This window comes from Streptomyces sp. NPDC018263 (assembly GCF_055562575.1).
In genome coordinates this window covers 989,554-1,008,407 of record NZ_JBVHFA010000001.1, presented here as the reverse complement: position 1 = coordinate 1,008,407, position 18,854 = coordinate 989,554, and the positions used below count along the sequence as shown (strand labels likewise).

The 18,854-nt window shown below is 70.3% G+C and carries 19 protein-coding genes; 15 read left to right on the top strand and 4 right to left on the bottom strand.

Annotated features, from left to right (window positions below; all coding sequences use genetic code 11):
* Positions 1–218: 218 nt before the first annotated feature.
* Entirely contained in the window at positions 219–911 is a 693-nt protein-coding gene (locus ACZ3HQ_RS04750) for a demethylmenaquinone methyltransferase (protein ID WP_467507933.1), read from the top strand.
* A 24-nt stretch (positions 912–935) separates the two neighbouring features.
* On the opposite strand, the gene ACZ3HQ_RS04745 is transcribed toward ACZ3HQ_RS04750, so the two are convergent.
* Complete coding sequence (locus ACZ3HQ_RS04745; protein ID WP_135784371.1) at positions 936–1,244, bottom strand: PASTA domain-containing protein; 309 nt, start codon at positions 1,242–1,244, stop codon at positions 936–938.
* Between the two features lie 119 nt (positions 1,245–1,363).
* On the bottom strand, positions 1,364–1,870 hold the full coding sequence (locus tag ACZ3HQ_RS04740) for a GNAT family N-acetyltransferase (RefSeq protein ID WP_467507931.1): 507 nt from the start codon (positions 1,868–1,870) through the stop codon (positions 1,364–1,366).
* A gap of 97 nt (positions 1,871–1,967) precedes the next feature.
* On the opposite strand from ACZ3HQ_RS04740, the gene ACZ3HQ_RS04735 reads away from it, so the two are divergent.
* Both ACZ3HQ_RS04735 and ACZ3HQ_RS04730 read left to right on the top strand, forming a co-directional pair.
* A complete protein-coding gene (locus ACZ3HQ_RS04735) occupies positions 1,968–3,251 on the top strand; it encodes a geranylgeranyl reductase family protein (RefSeq protein WP_467507929.1) in 1,284 nt (427 codons plus the stop codon).
* Positions 3,248–3,736: a hypothetical protein gene (locus ACZ3HQ_RS04730; RefSeq protein ID WP_467507927.1), complete on the top strand. Its 489-nt coding sequence runs from the start codon at positions 3,248–3,250 to the stop codon at positions 3,734–3,736. Before ACZ3HQ_RS04735 ends, ACZ3HQ_RS04730 begins: the two co-directional genes overlap by 4 nt.
* 32 nt (positions 3,737–3,768) lie before the next feature.
* Here ACZ3HQ_RS04730 and def read toward each other — a convergent pair whose 3' ends face one another.
* Positions 3,769–4,389: a peptide deformylase gene (gene def / locus ACZ3HQ_RS04725; protein WP_467507925.1), complete on the bottom strand. Its 621-nt coding sequence runs from the start codon at positions 4,387–4,389 to the stop codon at positions 3,769–3,771.
* Positions 4,390–4,516: 127 nt separating this feature from the next.
* Positions 4,517–5,341 carry a C40 family peptidase gene (locus ACZ3HQ_RS04720; protein WP_467507923.1) on the bottom strand — a complete coding sequence of 275 codons (825 nt, stop codon included), beginning with the start codon at positions 5,339–5,341 and terminating at the stop codon, positions 4,517–4,519.
* 764 nt (positions 5,342–6,105) lie between these two features.
* On the opposite strand from ACZ3HQ_RS04720, the gene ACZ3HQ_RS04715 reads away from it, so the two are divergent.
* Genes ACZ3HQ_RS04715 through nuoL form a run of 12 tightly spaced genes read left to right on the top strand, consistent with a single transcriptional unit; the run spans position 6,106 to position 18,853 of the window.
* The gene (locus ACZ3HQ_RS04715; RefSeq protein ID WP_030813697.1) at positions 6,106–6,465 is read left to right on the top strand and encodes an NADH-quinone oxidoreductase subunit A; all 360 of its coding nucleotides are present in this window, start codon (positions 6,106–6,108) and stop codon (positions 6,463–6,465) included.
* A gap of 14 nt (positions 6,466–6,479) precedes the next feature.
* Positions 6,480–7,034, top strand: a complete 555-nt coding sequence (locus tag ACZ3HQ_RS04710; protein WP_130331281.1) for a NuoB/complex I 20 kDa subunit family protein — start codon at positions 6,480–6,482, stop codon at positions 7,032–7,034.
* Positions 7,031–7,774 carry an NADH-quinone oxidoreductase subunit C gene (locus ACZ3HQ_RS04705; RefSeq protein ID WP_467507921.1) on the top strand — a complete coding sequence of 248 codons (744 nt, stop codon included), beginning with the start codon at positions 7,031–7,033 and terminating at the stop codon, positions 7,772–7,774. Before ACZ3HQ_RS04710 ends, ACZ3HQ_RS04705 begins: the two co-directional genes overlap by 4 nt.
* Positions 7,771–9,093 (top strand): NADH-quinone oxidoreductase subunit D, encoded by a 1,323-nt coding sequence (locus ACZ3HQ_RS04700; RefSeq protein ID WP_130331285.1) that lies wholly within the window; start codon positions 7,771–7,773, stop codon positions 9,091–9,093. Before ACZ3HQ_RS04705 ends, ACZ3HQ_RS04700 begins: the two co-directional genes overlap by 4 nt.
* Positions 9,090–9,947 carry an NADH-quinone oxidoreductase subunit NuoE gene (gene nuoE, locus ACZ3HQ_RS04695; protein WP_467507919.1) on the top strand — a complete coding sequence of 286 codons (858 nt, stop codon included), beginning with the start codon at positions 9,090–9,092 and terminating at the stop codon, positions 9,945–9,947. Before ACZ3HQ_RS04700 ends, nuoE begins: the two co-directional genes overlap by 4 nt.
* Complete coding sequence (nuoF, locus tag ACZ3HQ_RS04690; protein WP_467507917.1) at positions 9,947–11,296, top strand: NADH-quinone oxidoreductase subunit NuoF; 1,350 nt, start codon at positions 9,947–9,949, stop codon at positions 11,294–11,296. The genes nuoE and nuoF overlap by 1 nt, the downstream gene beginning before the upstream one ends.
* The gene (locus tag ACZ3HQ_RS04685; RefSeq protein ID WP_467507915.1) at positions 11,293–13,797 is read left to right on the top strand and encodes an NADH-quinone oxidoreductase subunit G; all 2,505 of its coding nucleotides are present in this window, start codon (positions 11,293–11,295) and stop codon (positions 13,795–13,797) included. The genes nuoF and ACZ3HQ_RS04685 overlap by 4 nt, the downstream gene beginning before the upstream one ends.
* Positions 13,794–15,155 (top strand): NADH-quinone oxidoreductase subunit NuoH, encoded by a 1,362-nt coding sequence (gene nuoH, locus ACZ3HQ_RS04680; protein WP_467507913.1) that lies wholly within the window; start codon positions 13,794–13,796, stop codon positions 15,153–15,155. Before ACZ3HQ_RS04685 ends, nuoH begins: the two co-directional genes overlap by 4 nt.
* The gene (gene nuoI, locus ACZ3HQ_RS04675) at positions 15,148–15,756 is read left to right on the top strand and encodes an NADH-quinone oxidoreductase subunit NuoI (protein ID WP_467507911.1); all 609 of its coding nucleotides are present in this window, start codon (positions 15,148–15,150) and stop codon (positions 15,754–15,756) included. The genes nuoH and nuoI overlap by 8 nt, the downstream gene beginning before the upstream one ends.
* The gene (locus ACZ3HQ_RS04670; protein WP_467507909.1) at positions 15,753–16,595 is read left to right on the top strand and encodes an NADH-quinone oxidoreductase subunit J; all 843 of its coding nucleotides are present in this window, start codon (positions 15,753–15,755) and stop codon (positions 16,593–16,595) included. The genes nuoI and ACZ3HQ_RS04670 overlap by 4 nt, the downstream gene beginning before the upstream one ends.
* Complete coding sequence (gene nuoK / locus ACZ3HQ_RS04665; protein WP_030742982.1) at positions 16,592–16,891, top strand: NADH-quinone oxidoreductase subunit NuoK; 300 nt, start codon at positions 16,592–16,594, stop codon at positions 16,889–16,891. The genes ACZ3HQ_RS04670 and nuoK overlap by 4 nt, the downstream gene beginning before the upstream one ends.
* A 15-nt stretch (positions 16,892–16,906) precedes the next feature.
* Positions 16,907–18,853 (top strand): NADH-quinone oxidoreductase subunit L, encoded by a 1,947-nt coding sequence (gene nuoL, locus ACZ3HQ_RS04660; protein ID WP_467507908.1) that lies wholly within the window; start codon positions 16,907–16,909, stop codon positions 18,851–18,853.
* Position 18,854 lies beyond the last annotated feature (1 nt).

The following is an 18,854-nucleotide window of genomic DNA, read 5'->3' as shown; positions in this document are numbered from 1 at the left end:
CGAGCGGCGGCGGGGGGGGGGGGGGGTGGCCCGGGGGGGGGGGCCCCCCCCCGCCCCCGGGGCCGCAAACGCGGCCCCCCCCCCCCCCCCCCCCCCCCCCCCCCCCCCACCCCCCCCCCCCCCCCCCCCCCCCCCCCCCCCCCCCCCGCCGCGGCCCCGCCCCACGACCCACCGCCCCCGTCCCCGCCCGAAGTCAACCGGCCTGCCACAATGACAGGGTGACCCGCGCTTCCTTGAACAAGCAGCCCCACGAAGTCGCCGAGATGTTCGACGACGTGGCGGAACGGTACGACCTCACGAACGACGTGCTGTCACTGGGCCAGGACCGCCGCTGGCGCAAGGAGGTGGCGAAGGCGGTGGACGCCCGCCCCGCGCAGAAGGTCCTGGACCTGGCGGCGGGCACGGCGACGTCGTCGCTCCCCTTCGCCCGCACCGGCGCCTACGTCGTCCCCTGCGACTTCTCCCTGGGCATGCTCCAGGTAGGCAAGAAGAAGCACCCGTGGCTGCCGATCACGGCGGGGGACGCGACGAGGCTCCCGTTCAAGGACGACACCTTCGACGCGGTGACGATCAGCTTCGGCCTGCGCAACGTCCAGGACACGGATGCCGCGCTGAGGGAGCTGTACCGGGTGACGAAGCCGGGCGGCAGGGTGGTGATCTGCGAGTTCTCGCACCCCACGTGGACCCCGTTCCGCACGGTGTACACGGAGTACCTGATGCGGGCGCTCCCCCCGGTGGCGCGGTCGGTGTCGTCGAACCCGGACGCGTACGTGTACCTGGCGGAATCCATCCGAGCCTGGCCGAACCAGCCGGCGCTGGCGGAGAAGCTGCAGAAGGCAGGCTGGCAAAGGGTGGCATGGCGCAACCTGACGGGCGGAGTGGTGGCCCTGCACAGGGGCTTCAAGCAGTAACCCCACCCCACCCCGAGGCACACCTCACCGAGCGATCATCTCGAACGCGTCCCCGGGCTCCCCGAGTTCCCGCTGAAGCCCTCCGGAGGGCGGCGCGGGCAACCGGGGCTCCCGCACACCCCCACCCCCTTCGCCCTCCCCGAAGTCGAACCACACATAGACGACGGAGTCGGGCGGAACCTCGGCACCGGGCGCGGGAAACTGCCGTACGACGTAGTCCACGACGACCCCGGCGAACTCGGGCCGGTCGGGAGCGTTGAGGAAGAGCCCGCGGGCCGAGGCGGCCGCACGGGCGTCCACGGCCATGAGCCCGACAAACCGAGGCACTCGCACCTCGGACGTTTTGGGTGGTATGTGCACTGATGTCACCCCCAGCGGTACTGGCAGGGTAACTCCGGGGAAGAGCACCCGGAAATGACATCTCTCTTTCTGTGACAATCAACTACGGAGAGTCACAACTCAAGGGAGTAGCAAAGCCCTTGCCGCTCGGACGAGGGAGTGACGAACCGCTCGGAAAGCCGCATCCCCAGCCGCTGAGTGACAGCGATGGACCGCTCGTTCTCGGCGTCGACCATGGCGACAACCCGCCGGACCCCAGCGGAGCGAACCCGCTCAAGACAGTCCTGAGCGGCGACAGACGCGTACCCGAGCCCCCAGTGCGCCCGCCCCAGCCGCCACCCGATCTCGATCTCCCCGGCGGGCCCCCACGCGTGGGGCCAGGGCTGAGCCCCGGTGAACCCGACCACGTCCCCGGAGCCGTCGAGCACGGACCACAGACAGAATCCCAGCTCGGCGTCGTGCCGCCGCTGCCGGGCGGTGAGTTCCTCGTACACGGAGAGCTCCGCCGCCCGCCCCCCGTGGAACCGCATGACCTCGGGATCGGCGAAGACTTGGTGCCAGGCGAAGGCGTCCTCGTCGGTGGGCACACGCAGCCGTACTACGGGGTGAGTTCGGTTCACGGAGCAGCCCTTCAGCCGGTTGATCAATTCTGCTGAATAGACTGCCCATGTCCAGTGCCCGTCGGCACGAAGATTCACAACTTGGGGAGAACCCGCCGTGACTGAGCCCCTCTCCGACAACACCGCAGACGTGATCGTCGTGGGCGCGGGGCCGGCCGGCTCCACCACCGCCTACCACCTCGCCAAGGCCGGACTCGACGTCCTGCTGCTGGAGAAGACCGAGTTCCCGAGGGAGAAGGTCTGCGGTGACGGCCTGACCCCGCGTGCGGTCAAGCAGCTCGTGGCCATGGGCATCGACATCTCCGAGGAGGCGGGCTGGCTGCGCAACAAGGGCCTGCGCATCATCGGCGGCGGCTCCCGGCTCCAGTTGGACTGGCCCGATCTCGCCTCGTACCCGAACTTCGGCCTGGTGCGGAAGCGGGACGACTTCGACGAGCAGTTGGCCCGGCAGGCGCAGAAGGCGGGCGCCCGGCTGTTCGAGCTGTGCAACGTGAGCGGGCCGGTCATCGACGACCGTACGGGCCGGATCACGGGCGTGACGGCGAAGCTGGGCGACGAGAAGCGCCCGGTGACCTTCCACGCACCCCTCGTGGTCGCGGCGGACGGCAACTCCACCCGCCTCTCCCTGGCGATGGGCCTGCACCGCCGCGAGGACCGCCCGATGGGCGTGGCCGTACGCACGTACTTCGAGTCCCCTCGGCACGAGGACGACTACCTGGAGTCCTGGCTGGAGCTGTGGGACCGCCGGGGCGCCCAGGACCGCCTGCTGCCCGGCTACGGCTGGATCTTCGGCATGGGTGACGGCACGTCGAACGTGGGCCTCGGCGTGCTGAACACCTCGGACTCCTTCAAGGAGCTGGACTGGCGCGAGGTGCTCAAGGCGTGGTGCGCCTCGATGCCGGAGGAGTGGGGCTACACCCCGGAGCACATGACGGGCCCGATCCGGGGCGCGGCCCTGCCGATGGCCTTCAACCGCCAGCCGCACTACACCAAGGGCCTGCTGCTGGTCGGCGACGCCGGCGGCATGGTGAACCCCTTCAACGGCGAGGGCATCGCCTACGCCATGGAGTCCGGCCAGCTCGCCGCCGACGTCATCGTCCAGGCCCACGCCCGCCCGACCCCGGCCACCCGCGAGATCGCCCTCCAGCGCTACCCCCGCGTCCTGAAGGACACCTACGGCGGCTACTACACCCTCGGCCGCGCCTTCGTGAAACTCATCGGCAACCCCAAGGTCATGCAGATCGGCGCCCAGCGCGGCCTCACCCACCCCCTCCTGATGAAGTTCGTCCTCAAACTCCTCGCCAACCTCACAGACCCCACCGGCGGCGACACCATGGACCGCGTCATCAACGGCCTGACCAAGGTCGCGCCGAAGGCGTGACCACCATCGGCGTGACCGGACACATGGACCTGACGGACGAGTCCGTGCCGTTGGTGCGGGCCGCGCTCGGGGATCTGCTGAGGGCGTACGAGCCGGGGGCCCTGGTCGGGGTCTCGTGCATCGCGGCCGGTGCCGACTCCCTCTTCGCCGAGGCGGTGCTCCGTGCGGGCGGACGGCTTGTCGTGGTGGTGCCTTCGAGGGACTACCGGACGGCCAAGGTCAAACCGGACCACGCCGAGACCTTCGACCGGCTCGTGGCGGCGGCCGACGAGGTGCTCGTCATGCCGCACGAGACGGCGAACCGGCAGGCGTACGAAAGCGCGAACCGGACGCTTCTCGCACGCGCCGAGCGGCTCGTCGCCGTGTGGAACGGCGAACCGCCGTCCGGCAAGGGCGGCGGTTCGGCCGATGTCGTGATCGAGGCCAGGAACGCGGGGCTGCCCGTCGACGTGGTCTGGCCGGAGGGAGCGGCTCGGCGGAGGTGAGGGGACGAACCCGCCTCCGCCGAGGCGGGGCGTCAGTTCAACCGAGTCGCCCTGGCGGTCCGGCGGACGAGGACCTCGTCCCGGTGGGCCGCCGTCTGGCGCAGGGCGTCTCGCCTCTCGCGCTGGGAGAGGCGGTCCAGGTAGACGACGCCGTGGGTGTGGTCGGTTTCGTGGGCGAGGCAGCGGGCGAAGTAGCCGGTGCCGTCGAGGAGGAGAGGGCTGCCGGTCTTGTCCTGGCCTCGGACGACGGCCCGTTCGGGACGGGGGACGGACATGGTCGCGCCGGGGACCGAGAGGCAGCCCTCGACATCGTCCAGCAACGGGCGTCCGGCCGGGGCGGGTTCCAGTACCGGGTTGACGATGTGGCCGACGTGGCGGACGCCGTTGTCGTCGGGGCAGTCGTAGACGAAGAGGCGCAGGCCGACGCCGATCTGGTTCGCCGCGAGCCCGGCGCCCTCGGCGACGTACATCGTGCGGAACATGTCGTCGATGAGGGCCGCGAGGTCGGGCCCGAACTCCGTGACGTCCCGGCACGGCTTGTGCAGGACCTCCTCGCCCGTCTCGGTGATGCGGCGCACCGCACCCCGTCCGGCCTCCGGGGCGTACCGGGGGTAGTGGTCGGCGGGACTTCCCTGGACGAACACGCGTGGCATCGCGCTGTCTCCCTCTGCTTCGTGGAGGGCCGCCGGGCGGCGGCCCGGGCCCGAGCATGGCAGGAGACGCACGAAGGCCGCTGCCCCCCGAGGGCAGCGGCCTTTGTCGTGCGGGTGGGGTGGAGGGTCAGAGGACCCGGACCGCGCCGGTGGGCTGGTCGTAGGAGAGGGGGCGCTCCACGACGCCGGTGGAGGGGTTCTGGGCGCCGACGAACATGCCGTCGCCGACGTAGACGCCCACGTGGTACGCGCTGCCCGCGCTGCCCCAGTAGAGGATGTCGCCGGGCTGGAGGTTGCTCAGGGAGACCTGGGTGCCGGCCGTGGACTGGTCCTGGGAGACGCGCGGGAGGCTGATGCCGACCTGCTTGAACGCCGTCTGGACCAGGCCCGAGCAGTCGTAGGCGGAGGGACCGGTGGCGCCGGAGACGTACGCCTTGCCGACCTGGGACTTCACGAACGACACGATGGACGCGGCCGAACCGGTCGCGCTGGACGAGCCGGTGACGGTGGAGCTGCCCGCGTCGGTGCTCGCGGAGGCGGACAGCACGGTGCGCTCGGCGTTGCGGGTGGCACGGGCGGCGGCCTCCTTACGGGCCTCCTCCTGCGCCTTCTTCTTCGCCTCGGCCTTCTGCCGCGCCTCGGCGAGGTCGGCCTTGGCCTGCTTCGCGGCGCTGGCGGCGGCCGCGTCACGCTCGGCCTGCAGCTCGTAGTTCGCGGCCGCCTGCTGGGTGGCGTCCGCGGACTGCGCGACCTGGGTGGCCACGTCGGCGGTGAGGGTGGGGAGTTCGAGCGTCTGCGTCACGGGCTCGGCCTCTGCCGCGTTCGCGTAGCCGGCCGCTCCTGCGACCGCCAGGGTGCTGAGGACGCCGCCGGCGACACCGGACCGCACGACGATGGACGACGCGCTGCGGCGGGGCTTCCGGTGGCTGCGTATGTGAGCGGTGTGGGACATGGGAACAACCGGTACCAGGGGCTCCTTCATATCTTCAACAAACGTGTGCTGCGCCACAATTGTTCAATCGGATCTCCGAAACCTGGTCGCGTCACTCTTTATTGACGCCGTAACGGACATAGCGGACGGAGATCATTGGGCCGTTGATCACGGTCTTTGATCATTACGTCCGAATTGCCCCGCGCCTACCATCGGTTGGGGTCGATGGCCAAGCCCGGCTCCGGAACGCCCGCCACCGGTGTGGCGGAGGTCACGGAACGGTCACCGGAAGAGTCGCGTCCGCGACGACCGGCCACGCGTCCGGACTTCGTGAACGCACGCACACGCCCCGGACGCGTCCACATCGTGCCCCGGATCTCCCTCCGAGGTGTGAACGCCCTGCACTAGCAGTCGCATGCGTCCGACACCAATTTGCATGCAACGGAACCCTCTTGATATTGAGGTACCGCCTCCGCACCCCCTCTGGCCTGCGTCGACGAGCGGGATTGTCACTTCTGGTGATCAACTGAACGCTTCGCGTGCGAAGATCACCCATCCTCCGGCTTCATGATCCTTCGTCAGGTGGTGGAGATCACAAAGCTTGTGCAATACCCCGTGTCGCAGATCACAGAGCGGCGGGCATAAGATGCGGAGCAGTTGGGCTTGTGACCTGCTTCACATGTTCTCGATCTTCGCCGGGACGGGTGGGGTCGGTGGGACGGACGAGGCAGATGTGAGCCCGTGATCCGCCACCAGTCAATGCCGACTGAAGGGAGCGAGGAGCGGTGAACGCGTACGCGCCCATCCTCGTACTGGGAGCCCTCGGGGCAGGCTTTGCGATCTTCTCCGTGGTCATGGCCGCGCTGATCGGTCCGAAGCGCTACAACCGCGCCAAGCTCGAAGCCTACGAATGCGGCATCGAGCCCACCCCCACGCCGGCCGGCGGCGGGCGCTTCCCCATCAAGTACTACCTGACGGCGATGCTCTTCATCGTCTTCGACATCGAGATCGTCTTCCTCTACCCCTGGGCCGTCACCTTCGACGCGCTCGGGGTCTTCGGGCTCGTGGAGATGCTGCTCTTCGTGCTCACCGTCTTCGTCGCGTACGCGTACGTATGGCGGCGCGGCGGCCTGGAATGGGACTGAGGGGCCTTTAAGTCATGGGACTCGAAGAAAAGCTGCCGAGCGGCTTCCTGCTGACCACCGTCGAACAGGCCGCGGGCTGGGTGCGCAAGGCGTCCGTCTTCCCGGCCACCTTCGGACTCGCCTGCTGCGCCATCGAGATGATGACCACCGGCGCCGGACGCTACGACCTCGCCCGCTTCGGCATGGAGGTCTTCCGCGGCTCACCGCGCCAGGCCGACCTGATGATCGTCGCGGGCCGGGTCAGCCAGAAGATGGCGCCGGTGCTGCGGCAGGTCTACGACCAGATGCCCAACCCGAAGTGGGTCATCTCCATGGGCGTCTGCGCGTCCTCGGGCGGCATGTTCAACAACTACGCGATCGTCCAGGGCGTCGACCACATCGTGCCGGTCGACATCTATCTCCCCGGCTGCCCGCCGCGCCCCGAGATGCTGATGGACGCGATCCTCAAGCTCCACCAGAAGATCCAGGGCGGAAAGCTCGGCGTCAACGCCGAGGCGGCCGCCCGGGAGGCCGAGGAAGCCGCGCTCCAGGCACTGCCCACGATCGAGATGAAGGGGCTGCTGCGGTGAGCGACGACAACGGCACCAACGGGGTGAACCCCGAGAAGGACCTCTCGGCCTCCAACCTCCCCGGCCAGCGCGGCCAGGGCGGCGAGGAGATCCGCGTCCAGCGCGGCATGTTCGGCGCCAACAACGGCGGCGACACCTCCGGCTACGGCGGCCTGGTCCGCTCGATCCGGCTCCCCGGCGCCGCGAGCCGCCCCTACGGCGGCTGGTTCGACGAGGTCGCCGACGAGCTGGAGGGCGCGCTGGAGGAGCAGGGCCTGCTCCCGGAGAACGCCATCGAGCGCACCGTCGTCGACCGAGGCGAGCTGACCTTCCACATCGAGCGCGAGCACCTGCTCCGCGTCGCCCGCACCCTGCGCGACGACCCGGCGCTCCGCTTCGAGCTGTGCACCGGCGTCAGCGGGGTGCACTACCCGAGCGACAAGGGCCGCGAGCTGCACGCCGTCTACCACCTGCGCTCGATCACCCACAACCGGCTGATCCGGCTGGAGGTCAGCGCCCCCGACGCCGACCCGCGCATCCCGTCCCTGGTGGAGGTCTACCCGACCAACGACTGGCACGAGCGCGAGACGTACGACTTCTTCGGGATCGTCTTCGACGGCCACCCGGCCCTCACCCGGATCATGATGCCGGACGACTGGCAGGGCCACCCGCAGCGCAAGGACTACCCCCTCGGCGGCATCGCCGTCGAGTACAAGGGCGCCCAGATCCCGGCTCCGGACCAGCGGAGGTCGTACTCGTGAGCACTTCCCACGCGTCAGCGCGCGAGACCACCGAGGGGACCGTCTACACGGTCACCGGTGGCGACTGGGACGAGGTCGTCCAGTCCGCGGCCAAGGCGGACGACGAGCGCATCGTCGTCAACATGGGTCCGCAGCACCCGTCCACCCACGGCGTGCTCCGGCTCATCCTGGAGATCGAGGGCGAGACGGTCACCGAGGCCCGCTGCGGCATCGGCTATCTGCACACCGGCATCGAGAAGAACCTCGAGTACCGCACGTGGACGCAGGGCACCACCTTCGTCACGCGCATGGACTACCTGACGTCCTTCTTCAACGAGACCGCCTACTGTCTCGCCGTCGAGAAGCTGCTCGGCATCGAGGACCAGATCACCGAGCGGACCGACATCATCCGGGTGCTCCTGATGGAGCTGAACCGGCTGTCGTCGCACCTGGTGTGCATCGCGACCGGCGGCATGGAGCTGGGCTCCACCACGATCATGATCTACGGCTTCCGCGACCGCGAGATGATCCTCGACATCTACGAGCTGATCACCGGTCTCCGGATGAACCACGCGTACATCCGGCCCGGCGGACTCGCCCAGGACCTGCCGCCCGGCGCGGTCGACCAGATCCGCGAGTTCGTCAAGAAGATGCGGAAGAACCTCCCGGAGTACGACAAGCTCGCCACCGGGAACCCCATCTTCAAGGCCCGCATGCAGGACGTCGGCCACCTCGACCTGGCCGGCTGCATGGCGCTCGGCGCCACCGGCCCGATCCTGCGCTCCACCGGCCTGCCGCACGACCTGCGCAAGGCCCAGCCGTACTGCGGTTACGAGACCTACGACTTCGACGTGCCCACCGCCGAGACCTGCGACTCCTACGGCCGCTTCCTGATCCGGCTGGAGGAGATGCGCCAGTCGCTCAGGATCATCGAGCAGTGCCTGGACCGGCTCCAGCCGGGCCCGGTCATGGTCGCCGACAAGAAGATCGCCTGGCCCGCGCAGTTGGCGCTCGGCCCGGACGGGCTCGGCAACTCGCTGGACCACATCAAGAAGATCATGGGCACCTCCATGGAGGCCCTGATCCACCACTTCAAGCTCGTCACCGAGGGCTTCCGGGTCCCGCCGGGCCAGGCGTACGCGGCCGTGGAGTCGCCCAAGGGCGAACTCGGCGTGCACGCCGTCTCCGACGGCGGCACCCGCCCCTTCCGGGTCCACTTCCGCGACCCGTCCTTCACCAATCTCCAGGCCATGGCGGCGATGTGCGAGGGCGGCCAGGTCGCCGACGTCATCGTGGCCGTGGCGTCCATCGACCCCGTGATGGGAGGCGTCGACCGGTGACCACCTCTTCTTCCGAGCGGGGCGTCGGCCTGGGCATGCCGGAACTGCCCCCGCCCGCCTACCCGGACGACGTCCGGGCCCGGCTGGAGGCGGATGCGCGCGAGGTGATCGCGCGCTACCCCGACTCCCGCTCCGCCCTGCTGCCGCTGCTGCACCTCGTGCAGTCCGAGGACGGCTACGTCACCCGGACCGGCATGAAGTTCTGCGCCGACGTGCTGGAGCTGACCACCGCCGAGGTCACCGCGGTCGCCACCTTCTACTCCATGTACCGCCGCCGCCCCTCCGGCGAGTACCAGGTGGGCGTCTGCACCAACACCCTGTGCGCGGTCATGGGCGGCGACGCCATCTTCGAGACCCTCCAGGAGCACCTGGGCGTCGGCAACGGCGAGACCACCGGCGACGGCAAGGTCACCCTGGAGCACATCGAGTGCAACGCGGCCTGCGACTACGCGCCGGTGGTGATGGTCAACTGGGAGTTCTTCGACAACCAGACCCCGGCCAGCGCCACCCGCCTCGTCGACGACCTGCGCGCCGGGCAGCCGGTGGAGCCCACGCGCGGCGCCCGGCTGTGCACCTTCAAGGAGACCGCCCGCATCCTGGCCGGCTTCCCCGACGAGCGCCCCGGCGCCGTCGAGGAGGGCGGCAGCGCGGGCCACGCCTCCCTGGTCGGCCTGCGCCTGGCCAAGGGCGAGGCCCAGCCCGCGCGCGTGGTCCACCCGCGCGACGCCGCCCCGCCCGAGGAGCCGGTGCACGACCCCTCGCCCACCGAGCGGCTCAGCGCCCACGACCCGGTCGACACCTCGGCCTCCGACCCGGCCCACCCGTCCGGCCCGACCGCAGAGGAGGGGGAGTGATGACCGTGGTGACCGACGTCAAGGACGACACCAGCCCCGAGAAGCTGCTCGCCCCCGTGCTCTCGGCGTTCTGGGACGAGGACCGCTCCTGGACCCTGGACGTCTACCGGCGGCACGACGGCTACGAGGGCCTGCGCAAGGCGCTCGCCATGTCCCCGGACGACCTGATCGCCTACGTCAAGGAATCCGGCCTGCGCGGCCGGGGCGGCGCCGGCTTCCCGACCGGCATGAAGTGGCAGTTCATCCCGCAGGGCGACGGCAAGCCGCACTACCTCGTCGTCAACGCCGACGAGTCCGAGCCCGGCACCTGCAAGGACATCCCGCTCCTCTACGCCAACCCGCACAGCCTCATCGAGGGCATCGTGATCGCCTGCTACGCGATCCGCTCCTCGCACGCCTTCATCTACCTGCGCGGCGAGGTCGTCCCCGTACTGCGCAGGCTGCACGAGGCGGTACGGGAGGCGTACGCGGCCGGGTTCCTCGGCGAGAACGTCCTCGGCAGCGGACTCGACCTCGAACTCACCGTGCACGCGGGCGCGGGCGCGTACATCTGCGGCGAGGAGACCGCGCTGCTCGACTCGCTCGAAGGCCGCCGGGGCCAGCCGCGGCTGCGGCCGCCCTTCCCGGCCGTCGAGGGCCTCTACGCCTGCCCGACCGTGGTGAACAACGTGGAGTCGATCGCCTCGGTGCCCGCGATCCTGCACCAGGGCAAGGACTGGTTCCGTTCGATGGGCAGCGAGAAGTCGCCCGGCTTCACGCTCTACTCGCTCAGCGGGCACGTGGCGAGCCCCGGCCAGTACGAGGCGCCGCTCGGCATCACCCTGCGCCAACTGCTCGACATGAGCGGCGGCATGCGCCCCGGCCACCGGCTGAAGTTCTGGACGCCGGGCGGCTCCTCCACCCCGATGTTCACCGACGAACACCTCGACGTGCCCCTGGACTACGAGGGCGTCGGCGCCGCCGGCTCCATGCTCGGCACCAAGGCGCTCCAGTGCTTCGACGAGACCACCTGCGTGGTGCGGGCGGTCACCCGCTGGACCGAGTTCTACGCCCACGAGTCCTGCGGCAAGTGCACGCCCTGCCGCGAAGGGACGTACTGGCTGGTGCAGTTGCTGCGGGACATCGAGGCGGGCAAGGGCTCGATGAGCGATCTCGACAAGCTGAACGACATCGCCGACAACATCAACGGCAAGTCCTTCTGCGCCCTGGGCGACGGCGCGGCCTCGCCGATCTTCTCCTCGCTGAAGTACTTCCGCGAGGAGTACGAGCAGCACATCACGGGCCGGGGCTGCCCCTTCGACCCGGCCAAGTCGACGGCCTGGGCGGACCGCCCGGAGGTGAACGCATGACCGTGACCACCAGTGCCCCCTCAGGCGGGGGGCAGGCGGCGGTCCCGCCGGAGGACCTCGTCTCGCTGACGATCGACGGCATCGAGATCAGCGTGCCCAAGGGCACCCTGGTCATCCGGGCCGCCGAGCAGCTCGGCATCGAGATCCCGCGCTTCTGCGACCACCCCCTGCTGGACCCGGCCGGCGCCTGCCGCCAGTGCATCGTGGAGGTGGAGGGCCAGCGCAAGCCGATGGCGTCCTGCACCATCACCTGCACCGACGGCATGGTGGTGAAGACCCAGCTCACCTCGCCCGTCGCCGAGAAGGCGCAGGTCGGGGTGATGGAGCTGCTGCTCATCAACCACCCGCTGGACTGCCCGGTCTGCGACAAGGGCGGCGAGTGCCCGCTGCAGAACCAGGCCATGTCGCACGGCAACGCCGAGTCCCGCTTCGAGGGCCGCAAGCGCACCTACGCCAAGCCGGTGCCGATCTCCACCCAGGTGCTGCTCGACCGCGAGCGGTGCGTGCTGTGCGCCCGCTGCACCCGGTTCTCCAACCAGGTCGCGGGCGACCCGATGATCGAGCTGATCGAGCGGGGCGCGCTCCAGCAGGTCGGTACCGGCGAGGGCGACCCGTTCGAGTCGTACTTCTCCGGCAACACCATCCAGATCTGCCCGGTCGGCGCGCTCACCTCGGCCGCCTACCGGTTCCGGTCGCGTCCCTTCGACCTGATCTCCTCGCCGTCGGTGTGCGAGCACTGCTCGGGCGGCTGCGCCACCCGTACCGACCACCGGCGCGGCAAGGTCATGCGGCGGCTCGCCGCCAACGACCCGGAGGTCAACGAGGACTGGGTCTGCGACAAGGGCCGGTTCGCCTTCCGCTACGCCCAGTTGCGCGACCGGCTCGACACCCCGCTGGTCCGCAACGCCGAGGGCGTGCTGGAGCCGGCCTCCTGGCCGGAGGCGCTGGACGCCGCCGCGCGGGGCCTGGGCGCCGCCCGCTCCCGCGCCGGGGTGCTCACCGGGGGCCGGCTGACCGTCGAGGACGCCTACGCCTACAGCAAGTTCGCGCGGGTGGCGCTCGACACCAACGACATCGACTTCCGCGCCCGGGTGCACAGCGGCGAGGAGGCCGACTTCCTGGCCGCCCGGGTGGCCGGCCGGGGCCGCGACCTCGACGGCACCGGGGTCACGTACACCGCGCTGGAGCAGGCGCCCGCCGTGCTGCTGGTCGGGTTCGAGGCCGAGGAGGAGGCGCCCAGCGTCTTCCTGCGGCTGCGCAAGGCGTGGCGCAAGCGCGGCCAGAAGGTGTACTCCCTGGCCACGCACGCCACCCGGGGCCTGACCAAGGCGGGCGGCACGCTGCTGCCGGCCGCGCCCGGCACCGAGCCCGAGTGGCTGGACGCGCTGGCCGGCGGGGCCGGCCTGGAGGAGGCCGGCACCGAGGCGGCCCAGGCGCTGCGCGCCGAGGGCGCCGTGATCGTGGTCGGCGAGCGGCTCGCGGGCGTCGCGGGCGGCCTGACGGCCGCCGCGCGCACGGCGGCCGCGACCGGCGCCCGGCTGGTGTGGATTCCCCGGCGGGCGGGGGAGCGCGGCGCCGTGGAGGCGGGCGCGCTGCCCTCGCTGCTGCCGGGCGGCCGACCGGCCACGGACCCGCGCGCGCGGGAGGAGGTCGCCGCCGTCTGGGGGCTGGCCGAACTCCCCGCCCGTTACGGCCGCGACACCCAGCAGATCGTGGAGGCCGCCGCCACCGGCGAGCTGTCCGCGCTGGTCGTCGCCGGGGTGGAGGTCGCCGACCTGCCCGACCCGGCACGCGCGCGTGAGGCGCTCGACAGTGTCGGCTTCCTGGTCTCGCTGGAGCTGCGGCCCAGCGAGGTCACCGAGCGCGCCGACGTGGTGCTGCCGGTCGCGGCGGTGGTCGAGAAGACGGGCACCTTCCTCAACTGGGAGGGCCGGGTCCGCTTCTTCGAGGCCGCGCTGAAGCCCGATCAGATGACCCGCCGGCTCGCCCCGGCCGACGCCCGCGTCCTGCAGATGCTGGCCGACGCCATGGACGTCCACCTGGGGCTGCCGGACCTGCGCACGACCCGCGCGGAGATCGACCGGCTCGGCGGCTGGACCGGGGGCACCGCCGCCGACCCGGCGCACGGCGGGGCCGTACTGCCCCGCCCGGCCGCCGGGGAGGCCGTGCTCGCCGGGCACCGGCTCCTGCTCGACCTCGGCGTCCTCCAGCAGGGCGACGAGGCACTGGCCGGCACCCGGCACGCCGCCCACGCGCGCGTGTCCGCGGCCACGGCGGCCGAGGCGGGCGTCAAGGACGGCGACGCGCTCGCCGTCACCGGCCCCGCCGGGACCACCGAATTCCCGCTGGAGATCACCGAGATGCCCGACCGGGTGGTCTGGCTCCCGCTGGACTCGGCCGGCCGGGGTGTCGCCTCCGACACCGGGGCCCGGCCCGGCTCCCTCGTCCGTATCGGCCCGGCGGTGCACGCCGACGAGGCCCCCAAGGAGGTTCGAGGATGAGCCCCTTCCTCGCCGCTGAAAACCTCTCGCTGTTCGGCAGCGACCCGTGGTGGCTGGTCGTCGTCAAGGCGGTGTTCTGCTTCGCGTTCCTGATGCTGACGGTGCTGCTGTCCATCGTCTGGGAGCGCAAGGTCGTCGCCTGGATGCAGTTGCGCATCGGCCCCAACCGGCACGGCCCCTGGGGCATGCTCCAGTCGCTCGCCGACGGCGTGAAGCTGATGCTCAAGGAGGACGTCGTCGTCAAACGCGCGGACAAGGTGATCTACGTCCTCGCGCCGATCGTCGCGGTCGTCCCGGCCTGCATGGCGATCGCGGTGATCCCCTTCGGCCCGGCCGGCAACGAGGTCTCGATCTTCGGCCACCGCACCACGATGCAGCTCACCGACCTGCCGATCGCGATGCTGTACATCCTGGCCGTCGCCTCGATCGGCATCTACGGCATCGTGCTGGCCGGCTGGAGCTCAGGCTCGACCTACCCGCTCCTGGGCGGCCTGCGCAGTTGCGCCCAGATGATCTCGTACGAGATCGCCATGGGCGCCGCGTTCGCCTCGGTGTTCCTCTACTCGGGGTCGATGTCGACCTCCACCATCGTGGAACAGCAGCACGACCGCTGGTACATCCTGCTGCTGCCGGTCTCCTTCGTCCTCTACGTGATCACGATGGTGGGCGAGACCAACCGCGCCCCCTTCGACATGCCGGAGTCCGAGGGCGACCTGGTCGGCGGCTTCAACACCGAGTACTCGTCGATCAAGTTCGCGCTGTTCATGCTCGCCGAGTACATGAACATGGTGACGGTGTCGGCGGTGACGGCCACCCTCTTCCTCGGCGGCTGGCGGGCCCCCTGGCCCATCAGCACCTTCTGGGAGGGCGCCAACCACGGCTGGTGGCCGATGCTCTGGTTCGTCATCAAGGTCCAGCTCCTGCTGTTCTTCTTCATCTGGCTGCGCGGCACGCTCCCCCGTGTCCGCTACGACCAGCTCATGAAGCTCGGCTGGAAGGTCCTGATCCCGGTCTCGGTGGTCTGGCTGATGCTGGTGGCGACCGTGCGGGTGCTGCGCAACGAGAACTACGACTTCGCCGACATCGCGCTCTACGTCGGCGGCGGGGTGCTCGCCCTGCTGCTGATCTCCTTCGTCGCCGACATGTTCCGCGACAAGGCCAAGCGGGACGAACAGCCCGCCCCGCAGCCCGCATTCGATCCGCTGGCGGGCGGATTCCCCGTACCGCCGCTGCCCGGACAGCAGTTGCCCGCGGTGCCCAGGCGCCGTCCGCGCCAGGAGCGGGAGCTGATTGTCAGTGGCGGAGTGGACACTGTCAGTGACGGAACTTCGGATGGAAAGGAGGCGTCCGATGGCTGAGGCTGAGGAGCCCAAGGAGACCGCACCCGGTTTCCAGAATCCCGTGGCCGGCTTCGCCGTGACCTTCAAGGCCATGTTCAAGAAGCGGCTGACCGAGCAGTACCCGGAGCAGAAGAAGACCACCGCTCCCCGCTTCCACGGACGGCACCAGCTCAACCGCCATCCGGACGGCCTGGAGAAGTGCGTCGGCTGCGAGCTGTGCGCCTGGGCCTGCCCCGCCGACGCCATCTATGTCGAGGGCGCCGACAACACCGACGAGGAGCGCTACTCGCCGGGCGAGCGGTACGGCCGCGTCTACCAGATCAACTACGCCCGCTGCATCCTGTGCGGGCTGTGCATCGAGGCGTGCCCCACCCGCGCGCTGACGATGACCAACGAGTTCGAGCTGGCCGACTCCAGCCGGGCCAACCTCATCTACACCAAGGAGCAGTTGCTCGCCGGTCTGGACGAGGGCATGGTCGACACCCCGCACGCGATCTTCCCCGGCACCGACGAACAGGACTACTACCGGGGCCTGGTGACCGAGGCCGCCCCCGGCACGGTCCGCCAGGTCGCCACGTCGAAGGGCGAGAAGCCCGAGGACGAGGGGGTGGAGGCATGACGACGCAGCTCGCCGCCTACTCCACCTCCACCGGAGAAGCGGTCCAGTTCTGGATTCTCGGCAGCGTCGCGGTGATCGGCGCCCTGTGCACCGTGCTGATGCGGCGCGCGGTGCACAGCGCGCTCTGTCTCGCCGGGACCATGATCGTCCTGGCGGTGTTCTACCTCGCCAACGGCGCCTATTTCCTGGGAGTCGTGCAGATCGTCGTCTATACCGGCGCGATCATGATGCTCTTCCTCTTCGTGGTGATGCTCGTCGGCGTGACCGCCGCGGACTCGCTGAAGGAGACCATCAGGGGCCAGCGCTGGCTGGCCCTGCTCTCGGGGCTCGGCTTCGGCATCCTGCTGCTGGGCGGCATCGGCAACGCCTCCCTGACCCAGTTCAACGGCACCGGCCAGGCCAACGCGGGCGGCAACGTGGAGGGCCTGGCGGCCCTCATCTTCACCAAGTACGTCTTCGCCTTCGAGCTGACCGGCGCCCTGCTGATCACCGCGGCGATCGGCGCCATGGTGCTCACCCACCGCGAGCGCACCGAACGGGCCAGGACCCAGCGCGAGCTGGCCGCCCAGCGGGTCCGCGAGAACAAGAACGTCCCCCCGCTGCCCGCCCCCGGCGTCTACGCCCGGCACAACGCGGTGGACATCGCGGGCCTGCTGCCCGACGGCACCCCCGCCGAGCTGAGCGTCAGCCGGACGCTGCGCGAACGCGGCCAGATCCGGGACGTCTCCGCCCAGGCCCTCGGCGACCTCAAGGCGCTGGAACAGCGCGCGGAGGAACGCCTGGAGCGCACGGAGAGCACCCCGGCCACCTTCAAGCGGACGGAGGACGCGGCGCAGTGAACCCCGTCAACTACCTCTATCTCGCGGCCCTGCTGTTCACCATCGGCGCCACCGGCGTGCTGATCCGGCGGAACGCGATCGTGGTGTTCATGTGCGTGGAGCTGATGCTCAACGCCTGCAACCTCGCCTTCGTCACCTTCTCCCGGATGCACGGCAACCTCGACGGCCAGATCATCGCCTTCTTCACGATGGTCGTCGCCGCCGCGGAGGTCGTGGTGGGCCTGGCGATCATCGTGTCGCTGTTCCGCACCCGCCACTCGGCCTCGGTCGACGACGCCAGCCTGATGAAGCTGTAAGGGGTCGGAAGAATCGTGGAGAACCTGATCGCGCTGCTCATCGCGGCGCCCCTGCTCGGAGCCGTCGTGCTCCTGCTCGGCGGCCGGCGCCTGGACGCCGTCGGCCACTGGGTCGGCACCCTGCTGTCGACCGCCTCCTTCGCCATCGGCCTGGTCCTCTTCGCCGGGCTGCTCGGCGAGGACGCCGAACACCGCACCTGGACCCAGCACCTGTATAGCTGGATCTCGGTCGGCGATTTCCAGGCCGACGTCACCCTGCGGCTCGACCAGTTGTCGATGACGTTCGTGCTGCTGATCACCGGCGTCGGCTCGCTGATCCACCTGTACTCCATCGGGTACATGGAGCACGACGAGCGCCGCCGCCGCTTCTTCGGCTACCTCAACCTGTTCCTCGCGGCGATGCTCCTGCTGGTCCTCGCCGACAACTACCTGCTGCTGTACGTCGGCTGGGAGGGCGTGGGCCTCGCCTCGTACCTGCTGATCGGCTTCTGGCAGCACAAGCCCAGCGCCGCGACCGCCGCGAAGAAGGCGTTCCTGGTCAACCGGGTCGGCGACGTGGGCCTGTCCATCGCCATCATGCTGATGTTCACCACCTTCGGCACCTTCGCCTTCGGCCCGGTGCTGGAGCACGCGGGCGACGCGTCCGAGGGCCGGCTCACCGCGATCGGCCTGATGCTGCTGCTCGCCGCGTGCGGCAAGTCCGCCCAGGTGCCGCTCCAGTCCTGGCTCGGGGACGCGATGGAGGGCCCGACCCCGGTCTCGGCCCTCATCCACGCGGCCACCATGGTCACGGCGGGCGTCTACCTCATCGTCCGCTCCGCCGCGATCTTCAACGGCGCCCCGGACGCGCAGCTCGTCGTCACCGTCGTCGGCGGGGTCACGCTGCTGTTCGGTGCGATCGTCGGTTGCGCCAAGGACGACATCAAGAAGGCGCTGGCCGGCTCGACCATGTCGCAGATCGGCTACATGGTCCTCGCGGCCGGCCTCGGCCCGATCGGGTACGTCTTCGCGATCATGCACCTGGTCACCCACGGCTTCTTCAAGGCCGGGCTGTTCCTCGGCGCCGGTTCGGTGATGCACGGCATGAACGACGAGGTCGACATGCGCAAGTACGGCGGCCTGCGGAAGTACATGCCGATCACCTTCGTCACCTTCGGCCTCGGCTACCTCGCGATCATCGGCTTCCCGGGTCTGTCCGGCTTCTTCTCCAAGGACAAGATCATCGAGGCGGCGTTCGCCAAGGGCGGCGCCGAGGGCTGGATTCTGGGCGGGGTGGCCCTGCTGGGCGCGGCGATCACCGCGTTCTACATGACCCGCGTGATGCTGATGACGTTCTTCGGCGAACCCCGCTGGAAGAACCAGCCGACGCGTTCGCCGGAGGCCCCGAGCGCCGAGCCCGCCGCCGAGCACCAGGGCGCGCACAGCGAGCCGCACCCGCACGAGTCCCCGAAGACCATGACGATCCCGATGATCGTGCTGGCCGTCGGCTCGGTCGCGGGCGGTGCCTTCTTCGACGTGGGCGACCGCTTCCTGCACTGGCTGGAGCCGGTCACCGGACACAGCGAGGGCCACTCGCCGCTGAACGCCCTCACCGTCACCGGCGCCACCATGGTCTGCCTGGTGATCGGCGTGGGCCTGGCCTGGGCGCAGTACGGCCGCAAGCCCGTACCCGCCGTGGCCCCGCGCGGCTCCGTGCTCACCCGCGCCGCCCGGCGCGATCTCTACCAGGACGACTTCAACCATGTCGTGCTGGTGCGCGGCGGCGAGCACCTGACGCGCTCGCTGGTCTATGTCGACCACACCCTGGTCGACGGTGTCGTCAACGGCTCGGCGGCCGGTTTCGGCGGCCTGTCCGGGCGGCTGCGCCGTGTCCAGAACGGCTTCGCCCGCTCCTACGCGGTCTCGATGTTCGGCGGCGCGGCCCTCCTGGTCGCCGCGACGCTGCTGATGAGGGCGGTCTGAT

Bases quoted from the DNA above. Each gene is read 5' to 3' on its own strand.
- def (WP_467507925.1), bottom strand. From the start codon at position 4,389: ATGCCACGCGTGTTCGTCCAGGGAAGTCCCGCCGACCACTACCCCCGG.
- ACZ3HQ_RS04720 (WP_467507923.1), bottom strand. From the start codon at position 5,341: ATGTCCCACACCGCTCACATACGCAGCCACCGGAAGCCCCGCCGCAGC.
- ACZ3HQ_RS04710 (WP_130331281.1), top strand. From the start codon at position 6,480: ATGGGACTCGAAGAAAAGCTGCCGAGCGGCTTCCTGCTGACCACCGTC.
- nuoF (WP_467507917.1), top strand. From the start codon at position 9,947: ATGACCGTGGTGACCGACGTCAAGGACGACACCAGCCCCGAGAAGCTG.
- ACZ3HQ_RS04685 (WP_467507915.1), top strand. From the start codon at position 11,293: ATGACCGTGACCACCAGTGCCCCCTCAGGCGGGGGGCAGGCGGCGGTC.
- nuoH (WP_467507913.1), top strand. From the start codon at position 13,794: ATGAGCCCCTTCCTCGCCGCTGAAAACCTCTCGCTGTTCGGCAGCGAC.
- nuoI (WP_467507911.1), top strand. From the start codon at position 15,148: ATGGCTGAGGCTGAGGAGCCCAAGGAGACCGCACCCGGTTTCCAGAAT.
- ACZ3HQ_RS04670 (WP_467507909.1), top strand. From the start codon at position 15,753: ATGACGACGCAGCTCGCCGCCTACTCCACCTCCACCGGAGAAGCGGTC.